This is a genomic window from Pseudofrankia sp. EUN1h, assembly GCF_001854645.1.
Taxonomy (GTDB): Bacteria; Actinomycetota; Actinomycetes; order Frankiales; family Frankiaceae; genus Pseudofrankia; species Pseudofrankia saprophytica.
This window is the reverse complement of record NZ_MBLN01000045.1, coordinates 86408-109146: the sequence shown is the minus strand read 5'-3', so window position 1 is coordinate 109146 and position 22739 is coordinate 86408. Positions and strand designations below refer to the sequence as shown.

At 72.4% G+C, this 22739-nt stretch carries 17 protein-coding genes; 14 read left to right on the top strand and 3 right to left on the bottom strand.

Going from position 1 to position 22739, the window contains the following annotated elements:
• Positions 1-11 precede the first annotated feature (11 nt).
• The 10 genes from recX (at position 12) to BCD49_RS11495 (ending at position 12244) form a co-directional block, all read left to right on the top strand.
• Positions 12-572 carry a recombination regulator RecX gene (gene recX, locus BCD49_RS11540; RefSeq protein ID WP_007513394.1) on the top strand — a complete coding sequence of 187 codons (561 nt, stop codon included), beginning with the start codon at positions 12-14 and terminating at the stop codon, positions 570-572.
• Between the two features lie 517 nt (positions 573-1089).
• On the top strand, positions 1090-2766 hold the full coding sequence (rny, locus tag BCD49_RS11535) for a ribonuclease Y (protein ID WP_007513392.1): 1677 nt from the start codon (positions 1090-1092) through the stop codon (positions 2764-2766).
• A gap of 101 nt (positions 2767-2867) precedes the next feature.
• A complete protein-coding gene (gene miaB, locus BCD49_RS11530) occupies positions 2868-4343 on the top strand; it encodes a tRNA (N6-isopentenyl adenosine(37)-C2)-methylthiotransferase MiaB (protein ID WP_007513390.1) in 1476 nt (491 codons plus the stop codon).
• Entirely contained in the window at positions 4340-5134 is a 795-nt protein-coding gene (locus BCD49_RS11525; RefSeq protein ID WP_007513387.1) for a class III extradiol dioxygenase subunit B-like domain-containing protein, read from the top strand. The genes miaB and BCD49_RS11525 overlap by 4 nt, the downstream gene beginning before the upstream one ends.
• Positions 5131-6018, top strand: coding sequence for an alpha/beta fold hydrolase (locus tag BCD49_RS11520; protein ID WP_007513385.1), 888 nt, complete (start codon positions 5131-5133; stop codon positions 6016-6018). The genes BCD49_RS11525 and BCD49_RS11520 overlap by 4 nt, the downstream gene beginning before the upstream one ends.
• Before the next feature lie 103 nt (positions 6019-6121).
• The gene (gene miaA / locus BCD49_RS11515) at positions 6122-7042 is read left to right on the top strand and encodes a tRNA (adenosine(37)-N6)-dimethylallyltransferase MiaA (protein ID WP_007513383.1); all 921 of its coding nucleotides are present in this window, start codon (positions 6122-6124) and stop codon (positions 7040-7042) included.
• Between the two features lie 134 nt (positions 7043-7176).
• Positions 7177-8049, top strand: coding sequence for an EAL domain-containing protein (locus tag BCD49_RS11510; protein WP_007513381.1), 873 nt, complete (start codon positions 7177-7179; stop codon positions 8047-8049).
• Between the two features lie 47 nt (positions 8050-8096).
• The gene (dapF, locus tag BCD49_RS11505) at positions 8097-9011 is read left to right on the top strand and encodes a diaminopimelate epimerase (protein ID WP_007513380.1); all 915 of its coding nucleotides are present in this window, start codon (positions 8097-8099) and stop codon (positions 9009-9011) included.
• Between the two features lie 280 nt (positions 9012-9291).
• On the top strand, positions 9292-10908 hold the full coding sequence (gene hflX, locus BCD49_RS11500) for a GTPase HflX (protein ID WP_083401387.1): 1617 nt from the start codon (positions 9292-9294) through the stop codon (positions 10906-10908).
• 40 nt (positions 10909-10948) lie between these two features.
• Positions 10949-12244 (top strand): hypothetical protein, encoded by a 1296-nt coding sequence (locus BCD49_RS11495; RefSeq protein ID WP_007513376.1) that lies wholly within the window; start codon positions 10949-10951, stop codon positions 12242-12244.
• Positions 12245-12289: 45 nt separating this feature from the next.
• On the opposite strand, the gene lexA is transcribed toward BCD49_RS11495, so the two are convergent.
• Complete coding sequence (lexA, locus tag BCD49_RS11490; RefSeq protein WP_007513374.1) at positions 12290-13138, bottom strand: transcriptional repressor LexA; 849 nt, start codon at positions 13136-13138, stop codon at positions 12290-12292.
• A gap of 435 nt (positions 13139-13573) precedes the next feature.
• Here lexA and BCD49_RS11485 point away from each other — a divergent pair, with 435 nt between their 5' ends.
• From BCD49_RS11485 to BCD49_RS11470, 4 genes are all read left to right on the top strand, one after another.
• Positions 13574-13906, top strand: a complete 333-nt coding sequence (locus tag BCD49_RS11485) for a hypothetical protein (RefSeq protein ID WP_007513372.1) — start codon at positions 13574-13576, stop codon at positions 13904-13906.
• A 437-nt stretch (positions 13907-14343) separates the two neighbouring features.
• Positions 14344-14868: a transcriptional regulator NrdR gene (gene nrdR / locus BCD49_RS11480; RefSeq protein WP_071041471.1), complete on the top strand. Its 525-nt coding sequence runs from the start codon at positions 14344-14346 to the stop codon at positions 14866-14868.
• A 146-nt stretch (positions 14869-15014) separates the two neighbouring features.
• Positions 15015-18077: a vitamin B12-dependent ribonucleotide reductase gene (locus tag BCD49_RS11475; RefSeq protein ID WP_007513368.1), complete on the top strand. Its 3063-nt coding sequence runs from the start codon at positions 15015-15017 to the stop codon at positions 18075-18077.
• A 369-nt stretch (positions 18078-18446) separates the two neighbouring features.
• Positions 18447-20105 carry an FAD-dependent oxidoreductase gene (locus tag BCD49_RS11470; protein ID WP_071041470.1) on the top strand — a complete coding sequence of 553 codons (1659 nt, stop codon included), beginning with the start codon at positions 18447-18449 and terminating at the stop codon, positions 20103-20105.
• A gap of 98 nt (positions 20106-20203) precedes the next feature.
• Here the strand turns inward: BCD49_RS11470 and BCD49_RS11465 are convergent, their stop codons facing one another.
• Positions 20204-21637 (bottom strand): ATP-binding protein, encoded by a 1434-nt coding sequence (locus BCD49_RS11465; protein WP_051467389.1) that lies wholly within the window; start codon positions 21635-21637, stop codon positions 20204-20206.
• A gap of 281 nt (positions 21638-21918) precedes the next feature.
• Complete coding sequence (gene phnF / locus BCD49_RS11460; protein ID WP_241832305.1) at positions 21919-22695, bottom strand: phosphonate metabolism transcriptional regulator PhnF; 777 nt, start codon at positions 22693-22695, stop codon at positions 21919-21921.
• Positions 22696-22739 lie beyond the last annotated feature (44 nt).

Sequence of the window (22739 nt, the reverse complement as noted above, 5' to 3'; positions counted from 1 at the left end):
GAGGAGAACGGATGACGGCGCCGGTCCCGTCCGCGCACAGGCAGGCTGACGCCGGGCGGGACCCGGTGGGGGTGGCTCGGGAGATCTGCCTGCGGCAGCTGGCCGTTCGGGCGCGTAGCCGGGCGGAGCTGGCGGGGACCTTGCGGCGGCGCGGGGTGGCCGACGACGTCGCGGAGGCGGTGCTCGACCGGCTGACCGAGGTCGGGCTGATCGACGACGACGCGTTCGCGACGGCGGTGGTCTCCTCGGCCCGGGAGAACCGCGGGCTGGCGAGGCGGGGGCTCGCGGTCGAGTTGCGGCGGCGGGGTGTGGACGACGACGTCGCCGCCGCGGCGCTCGCGGACGTCGGCGGCGAGGAAGAGGAAGCCGCCGCCCGCGAGCTCGTCACCCGCCGGTTGAGGACCATGGCCGGGCTGGACCGGCAGGTCCAGCTGCGCCGCCTGGTCGCCATGCTCGGCCGCAAGGGCTACCCGACGGAGCTCGCCGTGCGTGTCGTCACCGAACTGGTCAGCTCGGCGAGCGCCCCTGACGATCACCTCGCGGACGACGCCGACCTCGGCGACCTCGACTAGTGGGAGCTACCGGGTCGGCCTAAAGGCCGGCTCGGCGCCGGCGAAGGCAGACCAGCCTCTGGCCAGGGCCGGCGGTCCGGACATCCGGTATTTCTTGACCTGGGAAAAGTGGCCGACCTACTCTCAGCAACGGTGCGAGGACTCCCGCGGACAACGCGGTCGCGATAGTTGGCTAACTACACACGAGGGCAACCTTGGCGCTCCGTGGCGCTGTCGGGGCCCGGCTGTGGCGTGAGGACATGCGTCTGCGCCCGGTTGGCGCTCGGCAACGCTCAGTGGGCGCTGGCTGTGCAGTGAAGGTGCGGCCGCGCCTTCATCCGCCCTGGTGGACGCCGCCGTCTGTGGTGGGTCCTTCGCCGCTCCGGTCCGTTCTTCGGGAACTGGCGGGGTCGGCTTCGTGTTCGCCGGCCTATGGCTGGCTTCCTGGTGGGCTGGATGGCCCGGGGAGCAGCTTCCTCGTCGAGATCCGTGCGCGGAACGGACGGGGACCCGGCTCCCCCTCCCGGGAGGAGCAGCGGTGGTCGGCGTGCTCGTGGCCCTCGTCGCGGTGGTACTGGTCGCCGTCGTCACCCTCGTCGTGGTCGCCGCGCGGCTGATCCGCGCGGGCGCTCGCCCGGCCGAGACGCCCCACGCGTCCGCCGACGCACCGGCTGGCGCCGACGCCCAGACCGCGGCCGCGCTGCTGGCCGCCCAGGCGGACGCCGCAGCCAAGGCCGAGACGGCCACCAGGGAAAAGACCGAGGCGGCCGCCAGGGAGAACGCCGAGGCGCTTGCCCGCAGGCTCGCCGAGGCGGAGCGCGACCGGGCCGAGGCCGCCCGGCGCGAGGCGCAGGCCGAACGCGACAAGGCCCTCGCCGACCTGCGAGGCCGGCGCGAGGAACTGCGCGACTGGGACAGTCGCCTCACCCAGCGTGAGGCGCGGGTCGAGGAACGGCGGGCCGCCCTCGAGGACCAGACCCGCCGGATCGAGTCCCGCGACCGCGAGCTCACCGAGCGGGACGCGGCGCTCGCCCGCCGGGCCAGGGAGGCCGACGACCTGGACGCCCGTCGGGTGGCCGCCCTCGAACAGGCCGCCGGGATGACCTCGGCGGAGGCGCGGACCGAGCTGCTGGCGGTCGTCGAGCAGCAGTCCAGGCTCGAGGCGGCGACCCTCGCCCGGGAGATCGAGGCCCGCGCCGAGGAAGAGGCTCAGGATCGGGCGCGGCGCATCGTCACCCTGGCTATACAGCGGGTCGCCGCCGAGCAGACCGCCGAGTCGGTGGTGTCGGTGCTGCATCTGCCGGGCGACGAGATGAAGGGGCGGATCATCGGCCGGGAGGGCCGCAACATCCGCGCCTTCGAGTCGGTCACGGGCGTCAACGTCCTCATCGACGACACCCCCGAGGCGGTGCTGCTCAGCTGCTTCGACCCGGTGCGCCGCGAGGTCGGGCGGATCACGCTGGCCGCGTTGGTGGCTGACGGCCGGATCCACCCGCAGCGCATCGAGGAGGAGTACGAGCGCGCCCAGCGCGAGGTCGAGGCCCGGGTCGTGCGCGCCGGCGAGGACGCCGTCCTCGACGTCGGCATCGGCGACATGCACCCCGAGCTGATCGTGCTGCTCGGCCGCCTGCGCTACCGCACCAGCTACGGCCAGAACGTGCTGGCCCATCTCGTCGAGTCGGCGCACCTGGCCGGCGTGATGGCGGCCGAGCTGCGCCTCCCATTGGCCGTCGCCAAACGCGGCACGCTGCTGCACGACCTCGGCAAGGCGCTCACCCACGAGGTCGAGGGGTCGCACGCGCTGGTCGGCGCCGAGATCGCCCGCCGCTACGGCGAGCACGAGGACGTCGTCCACGCCATCGAGGCGCATCACAACGAGGTCGAGCCCCGCTCCGTCGAGGCGGTCCTCACCCAGGCGGCCGACGCGATCTCGGGCGGACGGCCCGGCGCGCGCCGGGACAGCCTCGAGTCCTATGTCCGCCGACTGGAGCGCATCGAGCAGATCGCCGGCGAGCGCCCCGGCGTCGAGCGGGTGTTCGCCATGCAGGCCGGCCGTGAGGTCCGGGTCATGGTGGTCCCCGAGGAGGTCGACGACTCCGCCGCCCACCTGCTCGCCCGCGATGTGGCCCGCCAGATCGAGGACGAGCTCACCTATCCGGGCCAGATCCGGGTCACGGTCGTCCGCGAGACCCGCGCCATCGAGACCGCCCGTTAAGCCGACGGTCTGGAAGTGCGCTGGCGCGCGCGTCCCGACCATCGCCGTACGCTGGTCGGGTGAGTGACCGTAGGTACCAGGTACGCACATTCGGGTGTCAGATGAACGTGCACGACTCCGAGCGGATCTCCGGACTGCTGGAGTCGGCCGGGTACGTCCCGGTGGCGGATGGCGAGACCCCGGATCTCGTGGTGTTCAACACGTGCGCCGTCCGGGAGAACGCCGACAACCGGCTGTACGGCAACCTCGGTCAGCTTTATCCGACGAAGAAGGCCAACCCGGGCATGCAGATCGCCGTCGGCGGCTGCCTCGCGCAGAAGGACCGCGGCACGATCACCCGCAAGGCGCCCTGGGTCGACGTCGTGTTCGGCACCCACAACCTGCACCGCCTGCCGGTGCTGCTCGAGCGGGCCCGGCACAACGCCTCGGCCCAGGTCGAGATCGCCGAGGCGCTGGAGGTCTTCCCCAGCTCGCTGCCGGCGCGCCGGGCCAGCCTCGCCTCGGCCTGGGTCAGCATCAGCGTCGGCTGCGACAACACCTGCACCTTCTGCATCGTGCCCAGTCTGCGCGGCAAGGAGCGCGACCGCCGCCCCGGCGACGTGCTCGCCGAGGTCGAGGCTCTCGTCGCCGAGGGCGCCCTCGAGATCACCCTGCTGGGCCAGAACGTCAACTCCTATGGCCGCTCGTTCGGCGACCCGGCCGCGTTCGCCAGCCTGCTGCGTGCCTGCGGCCAGATCGACGGCCTGGAGCGGGTCCGGTTCACCTCGCCGCACCCGCGTGACTTCACCGACGACGTGATCGCCGCGATGGCCGAGACGCCGAACGTCTGCCCGCAGCTGCACATGCCGCTGCAGTCCGGTTCGGACGCGGTGCTGCGCCAGATGCGCCGCTCCTACCGGCGTGACCGTTACCTCGGCATCGTCGAGCGGGTACGCGCCGCGCTGCCGGCCGCCGCGATCACCACCGACATCATCGTGGGCTTCCCCGGCGAGACGGAGGCCGACTTCGCCGACACCCTCGACGTGGTGCGCGCCGCCCGCTTCTCCAGCGCGTTCACCTTCCAGTACTCGCCGCGTCCCGGCACCCCCGCGGCCACGATGGACGACCAGGTCCCGCCGGAGGTCGTCGCCGAGCGCTATGCCCGGCTCGTCGCGCTGCAGGACGTGGTCTCCCTGGAGGAGAACCGTGCCCAGGTAGGCCGGGTCGCCGAGGTGCTCATCGCCGAGGGGGAGGGCCGCAAGGACGACGCCACCGGCGGTCGCTCCGGCCGGGCCCGCGACGGCCGTCTGGTCCACCTGGGCCCCGACGCCAACTCCAGAGCCCGCTCGGGCCTGCCAGGTTCGGCGGCGGGTGACGCGGCCGTGCTCGCCGAACTCGCGCGGCTGCGCGCCGGCGACGTCGTCACCAGCGTCGTGACCTACGGCGCCCCGCACCATCTGGTCGCCGACGGCGCGCTGCTCACCGCCCGCCGCACCCGCGCCGGGGACCTGTGGGAGGCCAACCGCGCGGCGCCGGCCCGCCCGTCGGTCAGCCTCGGCATGCCCAGCCTGGGCGCACCCTCCGCGGCGGCCAGGTGACGCTCGTCGCCGCGGCGGTCTGCCCGCATCCACCCCTGCTCGTACCCCAGGTCGGCGCCGGTGAGCCGGTGGCCGCGCGGGAACCGGCGCTCGCCGCCGTCCGCCGGCTGCGCGCGGCGAACCCCGACGTCGTCCTCGCCGTCGGCGACGACCCGGAGGCGCTCGCGACCGGTTCCCGGCCCTACGGTCCGGACGCGGTCGGCGACTTCCGCGGCTTCGGCGTCGACTTCCGCGTCCCCCTCGGGCCGCCGGCCGGCGCCGGGCGGGCCGCCGCGGGGTCCGTGAACGCCGGCACAGACGTGGGCACGGACGGTCGCCGGCTGCCGTTGTCGCTGGCGGTCGGTGCCTGGCTGCTCGCCGAGACCGGCTGGGAGGCGGCGCGCCGCGGGCTCGGCGTGTCCCCGAAGGCCGAACCGGCCGAGGCCGCGGCGCTCGGCGGCGGGCTGGTGGCGGCCGCCGCGGCGGCGGGGGAGCGGGTCGCCCTGCTGGTGATGGGTGACGGGAGCGCGCGGCGGACGGCGAAGGCCCCGGGGTCGCTCGACGAGCGGGCGCAACCGTACGACGAGATCGTCGGGCGGGCGCTCGCGGACGTGGACCTCACCGCCCTGCTCGGCCTGGAGCCCGGACTCGCCGCGGACCTGCTGGTCGCCGGTCGGGCTTCCTGGCAGGTGCTTGCCGGCGCCGTGCGCGCCGCCGGTGCCGCGGGGTGGACCGCGGACCCGCTCTACGCCGACGCCCCCTACGGCGTCGGCTACTTCGTGTGCGTGTGGGAACGGGGAGGTGCCGCGTGACGGCGTCCGCTGCGCAGCCGGGCCCACCGCGGCGCACGACGGTGGCCGGTCTGGCGGCGCTCGCCGCCGGCCAGGACGACCTCCCCACCGTCGTCATGCTGCCGGGCTACACCGGCAGCAAGGAGGACTTCGCCCCCGTCCTGCCGCTRCTGGCCGCCGCTGGTCTGCGGGCCGTCGCGGTCGACCTGCGGGGGCAGTACGAGTCCGTCGCCGACGCGGACGAGCCGGACAGCCAGTTCGCCATCGACGCCCTCGCCGCCGACGTGGCCCTCGCCGCCGCCCAGCTGGGTACGCGGGTGCACCTCGTCGGGCACTCCTTCGGCGGGCTGGTGGCCAGGGCCGCGCTGATCGCCCATCCGGCGGCGATCGCCTCCGTCGTGCTGCTCGGATCCGGCCCGGCGGCGATCGTGGGGCCGCGCGGGCTGGCGCTGCACGCGATGTTCGCCCTGTATCGACAGGCTGGGCGCGCCGGGGTCTGGGAAGGTGTGCGCGCCATCGACACCACCGTCCGGCCGCCGGCGGAGGCCGAGTTCCTGCGCCAGCGCTTCTTCGCCAGTTCCGAGCGGGGGATGCTGGCCATGGGGGAGGCGCTGCTCGCCGAGCCCGACCGGGTCGCGGACGCGGCCGCCGCCGCCGCGGCGCACGCCATTCCCCTCCTGGTCACCCACGGCGTCGGCGACGACGCCTGGCCGCCGGCCATGCAGGCCGACATGGCGACCCGCCTCGGTGCCCGCTACGCCGTCATTCCCGACGCGCTGCACTCGCCCGCGGCCCAGAACCCCGCCGGCACGGCGGACGTCCTCGTCGGCTTCGTCCGCGACGCCGTCGCCGGATCGTCCACGGAGACGCTCCCCGCCTGCGAGGCCACCGCCGAGGTCAGCTGAACGGTCGGCCGAGCTCAGCCGGCCCGCGCGCCGCTGAGGCGAGCCAGGGCGCCGATCTCGGCCGGCGGGCTCGCGGAGCGGTGCGCGTGGCAGGCTTGAACCTGTGCGACAGGATGATCGGGGGCGCGGCGGCCGGGTCGTCGCGATCGTCGGGCCCACCGCGGCCGGCAAGAGCGATCTGGCGATCGACTTCGCCGCCTCGCTGGGCGACGGCGTCGCCGAGATCATCAATGCGGACTCGATGCAGCTCTACCGCGGGATGGACATAGGCACGGCCAAGGTTCCGCCGGCCGAGCGGCGGGGGATCCCGCATCATCTCCTCGACGTCTGGGACGTGACCAGGACGGCCGACGTCGCCAGCTACCAGCGGGACGCCCGCCTCGTCGTCGACCGCCTGCTGGCCGAGGGGCGGGTGCCGGTCCTGGTCGGCGGATCGGGCCTGTACGTGCGGGCCGTGCTCGATGAGCTGGAGTTCCCCGGCACCGACCCCGTGGTGCGGGCGAGGCTCGAGCAACGGCTCGCCGAGGACGGCCCGGCGGCGCTGCACGCCGAGCTCGCCGCCGCCGCTCCCGAGGCGGCGGCGGCGATCCTGCCGACCAACGGCCGGCGGATCGTGCGGGCGCTCGAGGTCGTCGCCCTGACCGGCGGATTCACCGCCACGTTGCCCGAACACCGGTCGCGCTATGACGTGGTCATGATCGGCGTCGACCGGGAGGATCTCGACGCGCGGATCGCGCTGCGGGTCGACCGGATGTGGGCGGCCGGGTTCCTCGACGAGGTCCGCGAGCTGGACAAGGTTGGGCTCTCGACCGGCCGGACGGCGTCGCGGGCACTCGGCTATGCCCAGGTGCTCGGCTGGATCTACGGCGAGTTCGCTTCGTCCGAGGACGCCCAGTCCGCGACGGTGACCGCGACGCGCCGCTTCGCGCGTCGCCAAAGGTCATGGTTCAAGCGTGATCCACGGATATTCTGGCTTGGCCAGCCCGATGTCGGCACCGTCCGCCGCCTGGTGGGCTCGCTCTGATATTGGCAGGGCCTCCGGGTGAAGCCTCGTGACAGTGGTGCGCCCGTCGGCCTGACGTACGACCGACCGTTCCCTCGCTGTGGTGCGCCAGCGGAGGCATGGCTGGTCCATCCCGGCGTCCGGGAGAGGCCTGCGTGACCGAGCTCGACCTAGCGCTCATACATGCCTTGTATGCCGCCTTCGATGACGGCACCCTCAGGTTCTCCTTCGAACCAGAGGTGGATCTGCGCACCGGATCCGTCCCCGGCATGACGGCTCGCCTCCAGTGGGCTCACCCCGACCGGGGCCTGCTCGACACCGGAGACGTCCGCGCCATCGCCCGGTTCGCGGGCCTCGCCGACCAGCTCGACCTGTGGGCGCTACGGGCCGCCATCACCGAGTGCCGCACCTGGCACCGGATGGCGGCCGGCACCCACATCCGCCCGCCCAGGCTGTGGCTGCACGTCGGCTCCCGTCAGCTCGCCCGGCCGACGTTCGCCGCCGAGGTGACCGCACTCGTCCGCGACCGGGGTGCCCTGCCCCCGGGCGCCGTCGGGCTCGCGTTCACCGAGGAGACCCTGGGCCGGGCGGCGCCGTCGCTGCCGCGCCTGCTCGCCGGGCTGCGCACCAGCGGCGTCGCGGTCGCGGTCCGGGCGTTCGGCAGCTGGATCGGCTCGCCGGCCACGCTCGACCTGCTGCCGCTCGACCTGGTCCGCGTGGACGACCGGTTCCTGCGAGCCACCCTGCGTGACCTCGAGGGCGAGGCGGTCTTCGCCTCGATGGTCGCGCTCGCGCACCGCCGCCACGCCGTCGTGCTCGTCGACGGCGTCGACACCGCCCGGTTCGCCGGCCGCGTCGCCAGCCTCGGCTGCGACCGCGCCGCCGGCCCGGTCTTCTGCCCGCCCCTGCCCGTCGACGACGCCCGCCTCCTCGCCCTGGGCCGCGGCCGCCCCACCCACACCCGCCACCCCCCTTCCCCTGGCACCCCCGGCCCCGCCGCTCCCTACGACATGCAGCCCACCGCCTGACGACGCCGGGCCCGCGGCCCGGCCCGCCACCGCCGTACGCTTCTGGGGTGCGGTTCGTGAAGGGGCATGGGACGGGTAACGACTTCGTGATCGTGCCGGATCCGGACGGTGACCTCGACCTGACGCCGGAGCTGGTGCGGGCGCTGTGTGACCGGCGGACCGGTGTCGGCGCCGACGGGGTGTTGCGGGTGGTGCTGGCCGCGGCCGACCCGTGGGCCTCCGCGCGGTCCGCGGCGTGGGCCTCCCAGGCCGGGACGCCGGCCGAGGCGGCCCGCTGGTTCATGGACTACCGCAATGCGGACGGGTCGCTCGCCGAGATGTGCGGCAACGGGCTGCGGGTCTTCGGCCGGTATCTCGTCGACGCCGGCTACGAGCCGCCCGGCCTGATCCCGGTCCTGACCCGGGCGGGTGTGCGGGTCGCGGACGTGCCCGCCGAGGGTGCGGTGACGGTCGAGATGGGGCCTGGGTTGGTCGGCTCCGCGGGCGCGGCGACCGTGACGCTCGCCGGGCGGACCTGGCGGGCCACCCCGGTGTCGATGGGCAACCCGCACGCGGTCTGCTTCGCCGACGACCTGAGCCCGGCGGGCCTCGCCGCGCTCGACCTGACCAGGCCGCCGGACGTGCCGTCGGAGGTGTTCCCGGACGGCGTGAACGTCGAGATCGTCGTCGGCGCGCCGGACGCCGTGGCGATGCGGGTGTACGAGCGGGGCGTCGGGGAGACGCTGTCCTGTGGGACCGGAGCCTGCGCCGTCGCGGTGGCCAGCGCCACCCGGGCGGGCCTGGGACCGGGGGTGGCGGTGCCGGTGGCGGTGCCGGGCGGCCTGCTGACCGTGCTGTGGGACGACGACCAGGTCCGGCTGCGCGGCCCGGCCGTGCTGGTCAGCGACGGCCTGCTGCGCCAGGACTGGCTGGCCGCCGCCGCGGGGGACAGCCGGTCCGCCGTGGCCGCGGGGCTCGTCTAGGCCGCCGGCCGCGGCCGCGCGGCTTCGGACACGGCCGTGCCGGCGCGCCGGGCCGTGGTCCTGCGCGGAAATCCCGTCGCGGGAGCACGCCGGGCGTGGCACGCTACCGTCACCGAAGGCGTGGCGGTTCCCGCGTCAGCGGGGTGAATGCGTGGCCCGCGCCAGCGGGGTGAAGACGTGGATCGTGTGCCACCGATCCTGGACGCACATCCCGGACAACTAGGCCCGACCGGCCACCGCGCGGAATCGAGTGCGGGCCGGTCGTGTTGGAACGGACGGTATGAGTCTTCCCGCTGAATCCGCAGTGACCAGCCCGACCCGCGAGCCCAGCTCTCCCATTGATTCCGTGAGCGGGATCGATGCGGACGGCGGCGCAACGCGGGGCGACGGGAACATTTCCGAGGCGGTCGCCAGGGTGCTGACGGCCGACTCCGGYGCCGCTGAACCCGCCGACACCGTCGGACCGGCGGACACCGCCGCCGACGCCGGTGGCGCGATCACGCTGCCGGGTCTCGGTTTCTACGATGACGCCGGCGACGAGCTGGCGGTCGAGGAGCGCGACGCGCTTCGCCGGATGCCGGGGCTCACCACCGAGCTCGCCGACGTCACCGAGGTCGAGTACCGCCAGCTGCGCCTGGAGCAGGTGGTCCTGATCGGTGTGTGGACCACCCGCTCGATCGAGGATGCCAAGACCTCGATGGCCGAGCTGGCCCAGCTGGCGGAGACCGCCGGCTCGGTGGTGCTCGACGCGCTCGTCCAGCGCCGGGACAAGCCGGACACCGCGACCTACGTCGGTTCCGGCAAGGCCAAGGAGCTGGCCGAGGTCGTCCGCGCGGCCGGGGCCGACACGGTGATCTGCGACGGTGAGCTCACTCCGGGCCAGCTACGCCAGCTGGAGGAGGTCGTCAAGGTCAAGGTCATCGACCGGACGGCGCTCATCCTGGACATCTTCGCCCAGCACGCCACGTCCAAGGAGGKCAAGGCGCAGGTCGAGCTCGCGCAGCTGCAGTACATGCTGCCGCGGCTGCGAGGCTGKGGTGAGTCGATGTCCCGGCAGGCCGCGTCCGGTGGCCGCGCCCCGATCGGTACCCGCGGCCCCGGTGAGACGAAGATCGAGACGGACCGGCGCCGGCTGCGCGCCCGGATCTCCCGGCTGYGGCGTGAGCTGCGCGAGATGGAGACCGTCCGCGAGACCAAGCGGTCGGCGCGTCGGCGCGGCGCGGTGCCTTCGGTGGCGATCGCCGGTTACACCAACGCCGGCAAGTCGTCGCTGCTCAACCGGCTGACCGGCGCGGGCGTGCTCGTGGAAAACGCGCTGTTCGCCACGCTGGACCCGACGGTGCGCCGCGCGACGCTGCCCGACGGCCGGGTGTTCACGCTCACCGACACGGTCGGCTTCGTCCGCCACCTGCCCCACCAGATCGTCGAGGCGTTCCGCTCCACGCTCGAAGAGGTCGCGGACGCGGATCTGATCATCCATGTGGTCGACGGCTCGCATCCGGACCCGATCGGGCAGCTCTCGGCCGTGCGCGAGGTGCTGAACGACATCGACGCCGGCGACGTGCCCGAGCTCATCGTGGTGAACAAGACCGACATCGCCGACAAGACGACGGTCGCGGGCATCAAGCGGATCGCTCCCGACGCGGTGTGCGTGTCGGCGCGGACGGGTGCCGGCCTGGAGGAGCTGGTGGAGGCCCTGGCCGCCCGGGTGCCGCACCCGCAGGTCGAGGTCGACGTCCTCGTCCCGTACAACCGCGGGGATCTCGTCGCCCGGATCCACGAGTCCGGTGAGGTTCTCGACCAGGCGCACACCGCGACGGGCACCGAGCTGCGCGCTCGCGTCTCCGCGGGCCTGGCCGCCGACCTGGACGCCTTCCGCCAGAGCGTCGACGCCTAGGGCGCATCACCGCCACGGCGCCTGTCGGTAGGTTCGTGGCGTGGCCGTGGAGGAATCGGGCAAGGCGGACAAGCCCGGTTCGCTCGGGCTGGCCGCTGTCATCGGCGCGGTCGCCGGGCTGTCCCTCGCCACTCGGTGGGGTGCGCTCCCCATGATCGCGGCGGCCGTCGTCGGTGGCCTGCTGACGACGGTGTCGGAGGCGGTCGCGCGGGCGCGGCAGCGTCCCGGCCAGATCCCCGCGTTGTGGTCGCGCATCGTGATGAGCACCGCGATGGCGGCGCCCCTGGCGTGGGCGCTGGCGGCGGTGACCGGGGCCGGGCCGGTGGTCGTGGGCCTGGTCGCCGGCGCGCTGGCCGGCGCGCTGGGGCTCCGTCCGCAGAAGGTGGTGCTTGGCCCGCTGGTGGGGCTCGCCATCGGCTACGGGTGCCGGCTGCTCTGGGGCGACGTCCCTGCCGCGATCGTCGGCGCGGCCACCGTGCTCGCCTTCCGGACCGTGTCGGCGGCGATCTTCCGGGACCCGCAGGTGATGATGCTCGCCGAACGGGTCAGCCCCGCGGATCTGCCGTTCGTGGTCCCGCTGGTGGCGCGGACCCGCTATGTCGGGACGGGCTACGTGCGCGACCTGGCCGAGGTGCTCGGCGGCGACTACCAGGCCGCCGCCCCCGACGTCGGGATCGTCGCCTCGCTGGACGAGCTGGCCGGCCCCGAGTTCGATCCCGCGACCGTCGCCCCGCTGGTGCGGGAGTTCTACGAGCACACCACCCGGTTCACCCTCGACATCGTTCCGCGATGGCGGTTGTGGGTGCGGCCCGGCTACCTGCTCTACCGCACCGTGCTCGCGCGCCCGCTGGGGCAGGCGAACGTGCCCATGAACCAGCGAGAGGCGCAGCGTGGGGTTCGCAGCCGGATCGACACGATCAGCGGCACCGACGACGGCACCGTAAGCATCCGGGGCTGGATCAGGTCGTACGTCGACAACGACGAACCCATCTACGTGGGGATCTACACGACCTACCGCCGGGACGGCCGCGGCTACGTCAGCGTCGGCTTCCCGCTGCCACAGGCCAGCTTCACGGCCACCCTCGCGCCGACCGCGCGGGCCGGCGGCGGGCTGGTGCTGTCCAGCCGCGGCGACCTGGACCAGCCCGGGCACTATCTGACCTATGTGGACGCGGAGACGAAGGAGCTGACCGCCGCGGCGGTCCACGGCTTCGCCGAGCAGCTCGACGTCTACCTCGAGGACGGCGAGCTGCGAGCCGAACACGAGTTCTGGGTGTTCGGCCTGCCGTTCCTCGTGCTCCACTACTCGATCCACCGCAAGGCCGAACTCGGCTAGCCGAGTTCGGCTAGCCGAGTTCAGTCTCAGCGCCTCACGGAGTGCTCAGACGCGGCGCATGACGGCGACGACGCGGCCGAGGATGGTGGCGTCGTCGCCGGGGATGTCGTGGAAGGCCGGGTTCTCCGGCTGGAGCCACGCGTGGCCGTCCCGGCGGCGCAGCCGCTTGACGGTCGCCTCCCCGTCGATCAGGGCGGCGACGATCTCGCCGTTCTCGGCGACCGGCTGCTGGCGGACCGCCACCAGGTCGCCGTCGCAGATCGCCGCGTTGATCATCGAGTCGCCGACGACCCGGAGCAGGAACAGGGTGCCCTCGCCGACGATCTCACGCGGCAGCGGCAGCACGTCCTCGACCGCCTGCTCGGCGAGGATCGGCCCACCGGCGGCGATCCGGCCGACCAGCGGCACGTAGGCGGTCGCCGCCTTCAGCGAGTCCTGCTCGCCGGCCTCGCGGGCGAGCGCGTCGTCGGCCGGGCCGAGCGTGTGCACCCGCAGCGGGCTCACGCCGCCCCGGCCCCTGCCCGCGCCGGCCGTCTGCCGGGTCTTCGGGATCGGCCTGACCGGCCGGCCACCCTCGGGGGAGACCACCTCGATCGCCCGCGGCCGGTTCGGGTCGCGGCGCAGCAGGCCCTTGTCCTCGAGCATCCTGAGCTGGTGCGCGACGCTGCTGGTGCTGGTCAGGCCCACCGCCTCGCCGATCTCGCGCACGCTCGGCGGGTAGCCGCGCCGCTCGACCGCGTCACGGATCACCTCGAGCACCTTGCGCTGACGGGGAGTCAGGCCGTCGTCGTCGACGGGGCCGTCGGGGAAGGCGCGTACGGTGCCGTCGCTCTCCTCGTCGCCGCTGGCCGACGGGCGTCCTGCCCTGCGCGGCCCCCTGCCCTGCGTGGTCATGGCCTAGGTTCTCCCTCGCTCAAGGTCATGGTGCGGGACCGGGCCGCCGGCTTCTCATCGGCCTCACCTGTGGATAAGGGGAGCCGGGTTGCGCCCGATCGTGTGACGACCGTAGCCCGGTGGCGCGCGAATCTCAAACAGGCGTTCGAGCGTGTCTGCGTGCTCTGTCGGCCTTGTGCATGTAAGAATCGACCATCAGTTCGAAGCGGGCCCTGTCCTCGTCCTGACTTCCGCTACCGGCTACTGCCGCCGGTGGTCGCCAGTTGTAGATCTTGGGCTACCTTCCCGATGGCCCCAGATGTCTGCCGGGGATGTCTCCCTCGATGACCGGTCGCCACGGTTCTTCGAGGGCTCGCGCCCCGGACCCCCCGACGTTGGTTGAGCTTCGCTCGACGAGCTGTGCCGGGTAATGGCCCGGCCGCTAGGAGGTTTGGCGTGACGAACCCGCGTGGGGCCACCCTGGTCCCAGGGCGCCCGGCCCCGCGACAGCCGGACGGCGCCGATGTGATCGCCCTGCCCGTACCGAGCCGTCGTCGGTCGGCGAACGCCGCCCCGCCGGCGGTTCCCAGCCCGCTCGCGCGGGCTGTCGCCGCCGAGCACCCGGTCGCCGGCGCGAGGTTGGACCGCCGGCGGGCGGGACGGCCGGCGCCCGCGCTGAGGCTGACCGGCCGCGGCCGGGCCGTCGCCGGGCTCCTGCTTGTCCTCGCTGTCTGGGGCGCCACCAGCGCCGCATGGCTCGCCGTTCACTGGGCGCTCGCCGCCTTCTGACCGGCGGCGTCCTTCCCTGGCCCGACGCCCGCGCCGACCACCCGGTCGGCGCGGGCGTCGGGCTGTCGGCATGTGACGGTTCRTCGCGAACCTGCTGCTTCTCCCCGTCTGGGCGGGTGGGATCCGACACGCGCGGGGGGCATGCTCACGGGTGATCCGGGTATGCGCTACTCTGGCAGCACAACATCTTGTAGTTACATACCTGTAAGTAGTCCACAGCTTGTAGTTGCGGAATAGCTAGCCGCGGAACGGCAGCGTTCCGTGGGAGCTGTGGAGACCGTCCCGACGGTGCGCGGTCGCGCTCGTGGGAGCTTCCCCGGCCAGGTCGCCATGCCCTGCGTCAGCCATGCCTCGGGAAGCAGGGACGGGGCCGAAGCGTGGACGCGTTCTCTCGCGTGCGTGGTTGTTCCTACAGGGGTCTGACGAAGGGAGGAGCCGTGCGGTGTCCGTTTTGCCGGCATCCCGACAGCCGAGTGGTGGACAGCCGGGAAGCCGATGAGGGCGCGGCCATCCGGCGCCGCCGGGCGTGCCCGTCCTGCGGGCGGCGGTTCACGACCATGGAGGAGGCCTCGCTGCAGGTGCGCAAGCGCAGCGGTGCCGCCGAGCCGTTCAGCAGGGCCAAGGTCGTCGCTGGTGTCCGCAAGGCCTGCCAGGGCCGTCCGGTGAGCGCCGAGGACCTTGCCAGGCTCGGTCAGCGAGTGGAGGACACGGTCCGCTMGTCGGGCGCCGCCGAGGTCGCTGCCGAGGATGTGGGCCTCGCGATCCTCGGGCCGCTCCGTGAGCTCGACGAGGTCGCCTACCTGCGGTTCGCGTCCGTCTACCTGTCGTTCGAGTCGCTCGCCGACTTCGAGCGGGCGATCACTCAGCTGCGCGCCGACCAGGCCGGGCAGGCCGACCAGGCCGGGCAGGACCTGCCGGACGACGTCGTCGCCGTCACCTCGCCCGGGTCGCCCAGACCCTAGGCCTCAAGGCCGCATCCTTCGGCCGTATCCGGGTCCCGCGGCCGCCGGCTCTGTTCGGCATGCCCGCGATCCGCCCCAGAGACGACTTCCAAAGACTTCAGAGCCAAAGACGACCAGAGCAAAGACGACCAGAGCTGAGGAGTGTCATGACGGAGACCCGCGGCACGAAGCAGAAGGCCAGCTCCAACGGGAAGGCCGCCTCGGCCGTCGGGAAGCCCGCCTCCCTCGCCGGCGCGGTGAGCGAGGCCGCGACCGTCCCTGCCGCTGGCAGCGGTGACGGTGGCGACGGCCCGGCCGGCGAGACCGGTAAGGGCGGCGGGACCGGCAAGGCCGGAGGGACGGGCAAGGCCGGCGCCGCCAGGGCCGCCGGCCTGCGGATCGAGCGCCGCAACACGACGGCCGGTGTGCACCCGTACGACCAGGTGACCTGGGAGCAGCGGGACGTCGTCATGACCAACTGGCGGGACGGCTCGATCAACTTCGAGCAGCGCGGCGTCGAGTTCCCGGCGTTCTGGTCGATCAACGCGTCGAACATCGTCACCAGCAAGTACTTCCGTGGCGCCGTCGGCTCCCCGCGGCGCGAGTCGTCGCTGCGCCAGCTGATCGACCGGGTCGTCGGGTCATACGGAAAGTCCGGCCGCGAGAACGGCTACTTCGCCTCCGACGAGGACGCGGAGATCTTCGAGCACGAGCTCACCCACATGCTTCTGCACCAGATGTTCAGCTTCAACAGCCCCGTCTGGTTCAACGTCGGTACCACGGCGCCTCAGCAGGTATCCGCGTGCTTCATCCTCGCGGTCGACGACAACATGGACTCGATCCTGAACTGGTACCGCGAGGAAGGGCTCATCTTCAAGGGCGGCTCCGGCTCGGGGCTCAACCTGTCGCGGATCCGGTCGTCGAAGGAGCTGCTGTCCTCGGGGGGGACGGCCTCCGGGCCGGTCAGCTTCATGCGGGGCGCGGACGCGTCGGCGGGGACGATCAAGTCGGGTGGGGCCACCCGGCGGGCCGCGAAGATGGTGGTGCTGGACGTCGACCACCCCGACATCGTCGAGTTCGTCGAGACGAAGGCCCGCGAGGAAGACAAGATCCGCGCGCTGCGTGACGCCGGGTTCGACATGGACCTGGGTGGCAAGGACATCGCGTCCGTGCAGTACCAGAACGCCAACAACTCGGTGCGGGTCACGGACGAGTTCATGCGTGCCGTCGAGTCCGGCGCCGCGTTCGACCTGCGCGCGCGCCTGGACGGCCGGGTCATCGAGTCCGTGGACGCGCCCGCGCTGATGCGAAAGATCGCCAAGGCCGCCTGGGAGTGCGCCGACCCCGGAATCCAGTACGACGGCACCATCAACGACTGGCACACCACGCCGGACGCCGGCCGGATCTCGGCCAGCAACCCGTGCAGCGAGTACATGCACCTGGACAACTCCAGCTGCAACCTGGCGTCGCTGAACCTGATGCGCTTCCTGCGCGCGGACCGCACGTTCGACGTCGAGGGGTTCGTCTACGCCGTCGAGATGATCATCACCGCGATGGACATCTCGATCTGCTTCGCGGACTTCCCGACGCCGGAGATCACCGCGGTCACCCGGGCCTACCGCCAGCTGGGCATCGGCTACGCGAACCTGGGCGCCCTGCTCATGGCCAGCGCCCGCGCCTACGACTCCGAGGGCGGCCGCACACTCGCCGCCGCGATCACCTCACTGATGACCGCCACCGCCTACCGCCGCTCCGCCGAGCTCGCCGGCGTCGTCGGCCCCTACGACGGCTACGCCAGGGACATCGACAGCCACCGCCGGGTGATCCGCAAGCACGCCGCGGCCAACGACGCCGTGCGCTCCGGACATGTCGAGGACGCCCGGGTCCTCGCCGTGGCGTCGAAGGAATGGGAGAAGTGCCTGGCGATCGGTGAGCGCAACGGCTGGCGCAACGCGCAGGCCAGCCTGCTCGCCCCGACCGGCACGATCGGCCTGGCGATGGACTGCGACACCACCGGCATCGAGCCGGACCTGGCGCTGGTGAAGATGAAGAAGCTGGTCGGCGGCGCCAGCATGAAGATCGTCAACCAGACGGTGCCGGCCGCGCTGCGGGCGTTGGGCTACGCGGAGGAGACGGTCGAGGCGATCGTCGAGTTCATCGCCGAGCACGGCCACGTCGTCGACGCGCCCGGCCTGCGCCCCGAGCACTACGAGGTGTTCGACTGCGCGATCGGTGAGCGGGCGATCGCCCCGATGGGCCACGTCCGGATGATGGCCGCGGTGCAGCCCTTCCTGTCCGGGGCGATCTCGAAGACGGTGAACATGCCCGAGTCGGCCACGGTCGACGAGGTCGAGGAGATCTACCTGGAGGGCTGGCGGCTCGGCCTGAAGGCGCTGGCGATCTACCGGGACAACTGCAAGGTCGGCCAGCCGCTGACCGACGTGCGGGGCGCGAAGCGGTCGGCTGACGAGGCGAAGGCGATCGCCGACGCCGTCGCAGGCACGATCGGGACCACCCTCGCGGCCACGCCGACCACCCTGGCCGACCACCGGCCCGTGCGGCGGCGACTGCCGAAGATCCGGCCGTCGCAGACGGTGTCGTTCTCGGTTGGCGGGGCCGAGGGGTACATGACGGCCGGCTCCTACCCGGACAACGGCCTCGGCGAGATCTTCGTCAAGATGTCGAAGCAGGGCTCGACACTGGCCGGCGTGATGGACGCGTTCTCGATCGCGATCTCGATCGCTCTGCAGTACGGCGTGCCGCTGGAGACCTACGTCTCGAAGTTCATCAACATGCGCTTCGAGCCGGCCGGCATGACCGACGACCCGGACGTCCGGATCGCCCAGTCGGTGCTGGACTACCTGTTCCGCAGGCTCGCGCTGGACTACCTCTCGGATGAGCAGCGCGCCGAGCTCGGCATCCTGACCGCCTCCGAGCGTGCCCGCCAGGTCTCGACCCAGTACGGCGGGGTCGCCGCGCCCGACGACGAGGACCTGACCGCCACCGAGTCTGGCCCGACCGCCGCCGCCCGGCCGGCGCCGGCCGCGGCGGCGCACGCCCACGGTCCGGAGTTCGTGGAGCTGGAGCTTCGTTCCGCCGCCCCCGGCCAGTCGCTGCTGGCCCAGACGGCGGTCGACGCCCCGCTGTGCTTCACCTGCGGAGTCACGATGCGCCCGGCCGGCAGCTGCTACGTCTGCGAACAGTGCGGCTCCACCAGCGGCTGCAGCTGACGCGGCATTCCGTGGGGTAGGTGATCATTCACCTACCCCACGGTCTTCCTACCCGTCGCTGCTACATCGACGGATGTCGGGTCCAGGGTCGGCGCGGCCGGGTCGGAGGACGGCCTGTGGGCMATGGCGTCAGACCGTGGGTCTGGCTGCCTGTCGACGTTCCTGCCCGCCCGTCGCTCCGCTCCGCCATATTCTGGATCGTGCGGTAGCGGAAACTTAAGTTTCAATATTTCGATCTTGACTTTGTTGAATCACGAGTCTCCGAGGCCGGTCGAGCGTCAAGATCGAAATGTGCTGTATATGCACGCTGGGGTGCGATATCTGCCAAAGTTCTTGACCGGGCAGGAGCGAAAACTGAGAATCCGGGACATGAGTGGTGGAGTGTGGGACGAGGTCTTCGACGTCGTCGTGGTGGGTAGTGGCGCGGGTGCCCTGACTGCGGCGCTGCTCGCGGCCGACGGCGGCGCCAGTGTCTGCGTCGTGGAGAAGTCCGAGTACATCGGCGGGACGACGGCAACCTCCGGCGGGGACATGTGGCTCCCCGTGAACCGGCATATCGCGGACCAGGACTCGCGCGAAGAGGCGATCGCCTACGTCACCCGGCTCTCCGACGGCCGTGCCTACGACCCGCACCTCATCGAGGTCTATGTCGACACCGCGGCGGAGGMGCTGGACTACCTCGAGGCCAACACCGACCTGGTGACCCGTGCCCACAAGGGGCTCCCCGACTACTACGCGGTCGTGCCCGGCCGTATCCCCGGCACCAAGGAGATCCCGCGGTCGGTCTCGTGCCAGCCCTACCCGGCGCGGGAGAAGCTCGGCGCCGAGTGGGCCGCGCGGGTGAACCCCAGCCCGTGGGTGAAGCCTCCGGAGGTGGCCTACGCCGAGGCGATCGAGGTCGTCCCCCGCGAGGAGCTGGAGCGGCGTCGGCGTGAGGGGTACCGGGCGAAGGGCGGCGCCCTCATCGCGACGCTGCTGAAGGCGCTGCTCGATCGCGGCGTCTCGGTCCGCTACTCGACGTCGGGGCGCGAGCTGGTGACGAACGACGCCGGCGCGGTCGTCGGCCTCGTCGTCGGCGAGGACGGCGCGCTTACCCGGCTCGGGGCCCGCAAGGGCGTCGTGCTCGCCACCGGCGGCTTCGAGTGGAACCCCGACATGGTGACGACGTTCCTCGGCTACGACGTGAAGCCGTGTACCCCGTGGACCAACACCGGTGACGGCCACCGGATGGCGATGCGCGCCGGGGCGCAGCTTGGCCTGATGACGTCCTTCTTCAGCTATGGCGTCATGCACGACCCGTGGGAGATCGGCCGCGACGGCAACCCGCTGCCGCAGATGGAGATGGGCCTGGGCGCCGGGTCGATCATCGTCAACCAGCATGGCAAGCGCTTCATGCACGGCGGCTACACGTACAACGACTTCTCGCACCCCTTCAACTTCTTCGACCAGCGCAACCCGGGCTACACCAACAAGGGGCCCGCGTGGTGCGTCTTCGGCGCGGCGCAGTGGGAGAGCAAGAAGGGCGTCTTCGGCGGCAAGATCGTCGACGGGGAGATCGTCGGGCCGAACGGCCAGCCCGCCCCGTCGTGGCTCGTCGCCGCCGAGAGCATCCGCGAGCTCGCCGCGAAGATCAACGTGGACCCGGACGCCCTGGAGGAGACCGTTCTCCGGTACAACGCCTTCGCCGAGAAGGGCGAGGACCCCGACTGGGGCGACCCCGAGCAGGTCCRCTCGGCCACCGGCCCGGACACGACGAGCCTCAAGCCCGTCGTCGGCCCGTTCTACGGCGCGATCCAGCAGTGGCCGGGGACGCTGGGGACGAGCGGCGGGCCGAAGATCGACGCCGACGCCCGCGTGCTGGGCACCGAGGTGCCGATCGTCGACGGTCTCTACGCCGCCGGGAACACCGCGGCATCCGTCCTCGGCGGGACCTACCCGGGCGGCGGCTCCTGCGTCGGCCCCAGCATGGTGATGGGGTACCGGGCGGGGCGGCACGCCGCCGCGCGGCCCGCCCGCGACATCGGCTGATCGCTCTGTTCGAAAACGCGCTGATCGCTCTGTTCGAAGGGGCGAACCTTGCGTCGGGCCGGCCGGGACATGCGTCCCGGCCGGCCCGACGGCTCTGACTAGCCGAATACGTCGGCGGCGGTTACGCGAAGCACATCGTCGGGCAGATTGCCGGTCACTTCCTCCCGGGCGGCGATGGCGTACAGCGGTTCTGGAAAGTCCGGGCTCAGCAGGTTGGACGCATGCGCCTTGCGCACGAGGGCGCGCAGGACGTGGCCGCCTTCTTCTCGCCTGGCCCACTTCACCTCGGCGGCGAGGCTGAGCCGTCCTCCTGGCTCGCTGAGCATCGCGACATCGATCTCGGCCGGGTCGGCCCCGTACTGGTGCCAGAACCGGCCAACTTCGATGACGGGCGCCAGCCTGGGGTCGTCCGCCATGGTCTGGATGAGATGTGTGCGTACCGCGTCCTCCCAGCGGTCGCCCATGAAGTTGTCGAACTGGCCTTCCATCACGCCTGCCACGGACTTGCCGAGGCCCTGGATGATGCCCGCCCGGCGAGGCTCCGCGATGGCTAGCCAGAAGGCCAGGAAGTTGTCCGCCACTCGGTAGTAGGCCCGTCGCGGGTCCGCACTGCGCCCGACCGGAAGCACCCGCTGGACCAGGCCGAGGTCGGCCAGAGCGGCCAGTGCTCGGGTTGGGTCGGTACCCAACGCGCCCTTGATCTCTCCGAACCTGGTGCGTCCGGCCGCGATCGCCCGAAGTACCTGTTCCGGGATACGTTCGCGGCGCCCGCCGGCGAAGTCCTCGGTGGCGAGGATCAGCTGGCCTTCGTTGAGAAGAAGCCCATGCTCGTCCGCGACCAGTCGCGTGAGGTTGTCCCGGAACGACCCCGACTGGTCCCACAGGTCAAGGTAGAACGGTATGCCACCGCAGACGCCCCAGGCCTTGGCGCGTTCGGCCGGTGAGAGGTCGGGCAGCATCAACGCCGCCTCACTGGGCAGAAACGGTCGGACCTGCAGACGGAGGGTGGCCCGGCCATAGAGCGGGGCGCGTTCCTCCTGCAACGCCTCCATGGTGCGTACCGCCGAGCCGCAGAGGACCAGACGGACGGGATGGTCGCCCATGCCCTCCCAGATCGCGCGCAGCGTGCTCTCGATGCTCGGATCGCTCTGGACCAGTTCGGGGAATTCATCAAGAATCAAGACCAGCGGCGATTCCGAAGCCGTGCGCCGAAAGATCTCGAATGCCTCGTCCCAGTCCCGAAACGGGCGGCTGGTCAGGTCGCGGTCGGCGAGTTCGAGCACCGGAGCCGCGGCCGCCGAGAGGGCAGCAAGTTCCTGGTCGAGCGCGCGGTTGCGCGACACGTGGTAGATCGCGCGTTTGCCGGCTGCCCAATGCGCCAGCAAGTGGGACTTCCCGACCCGCCGTCGTCCCCATACGACGCCGAGTTGAGGCCCTGGACGCCCGAACCACTCGTCCAGCAGGGACAGCTCCTTGACTCGATTGACGAAGCGCACCTTGGTCCATCTCCAGTAGCGGATCGGTCGCTCCATCGTACCTGCGATGGTCGCAGCCTTCGACCATCGCAGCCTGCGATGGTCGCAGGTTGCGCGAGACGTGCCTGCGGAGTCGGTGGGCACCCYCGTCCGGCTCAGGCCGTCGAGGGCGAGGGCGCGTTGCCAGCCGTCGGTCCGGGGGCGTCGCGGATGGGGTCGTGGACGGCGAAGACCCAGGTGAGGTCTGCGCGGGCGAGGTCCGGACGCAGGTGCCATCGCCCGACGCATCGGTAACGAGGTGGTCGCCGGAGGCCGGATGCGGGCTTGCCGAGGGCTTGCTAGGCCGGCCCGTCCAGTTCGAGGTCCGCGTGGCCGACGTCCAGCTCGACGCGGGCGGCGACGAACCGGGTGATGCCGAGCTGCAGCGGCGTGCCGTCGGTCAGGGTGTCGAGGGACCGGGTGACGAGGACGACGGAACCGGCCGTCAGCCCGAGGTCGGCCGCCTCGGCGGCGGTGGCGTGCCGCGCGCTGACCGTGGTCGCGGCCCGCACGTAGTCGTCGATCCCGACAGCCCGCAGCGCCGCGGTTATCGACCCGGTGGCGTCGAAGCGCTCCGCGAGCCCCGGCACACGGTCGGCCGCGAACCAGTGCGTGCCGCGCGAGATGGACAGGCCGTCCACCGAGCTCGCGGTCTCGAGTCGCAGACCCGCGCCGCCGCCGAGCGCGAGCCGCTCGGCGACCTCGGCGGGTGGCTCCTGCTCGACGGCTGACGCGAGCAGCCGGCGCGAGGCGCTGCCGCGGCTGCCCAGGCTGTCGGTGAGACGGGTGCGCGCGCCGATGCGGTGCACCAGCACCGTGTGCTCGGCGACGTAGGTCCCGCTGCCGCGGCGGGAGACGACGAGGTGTTCGGCGGCCAGGGCGGCCACGGCCTGGCGCACGGTGTTGCGGTGCACGCCGAAACGCTCGGCGAGCTCGCCCTCGGGAGGGAGCTTGGCGCCCGGTGCCCGGGCACCGCCGACGATCTCCCGGCGCAGCTCCTCGGCGATGAGCCGCCAGGTGGCGTATCCGCTGGGGGACCTGCTCTGCGCCGTCATGACGTTCGGAACTCTACCCACCTCGGCCGCCGCGTTCCCCGGCCGTTCACCTCCTGTCGGACAGA

Bases quoted from the DNA above. Each gene is read 5' to 3' on its own strand.
- miaB (WP_007513390.1), top strand. From the start codon at position 2,868: ATGAACGTGCACGACTCCGAGCGGATCTCCGGACTGCTGGAGTCGGCC.
- lexA (WP_007513374.1), bottom strand. From the start codon at position 13,138: ATGACCACGCAGGGCAGGGGGCCGCGCAGGGCAGGACGCCCGTCGGCC.
- recX (WP_007513394.1), top strand. From the start codon at position 12: ATGACGGCGCCGGTCCCGTCCGCGCACAGGCAGGCTGACGCCGGGCGG.
- BCD49_RS11475 (WP_007513368.1), top strand. From the start codon at position 15,015: ATGACGGAGACCCGCGGCACGAAGCAGAAGGCCAGCTCCAACGGGAAG.
- BCD49_RS11465 (WP_051467389.1), bottom strand. From the start codon at position 21,637: ATGGAGCGACCGATCCGCTACTGGAGATGGACCAAGGTGCGCTTCGTC.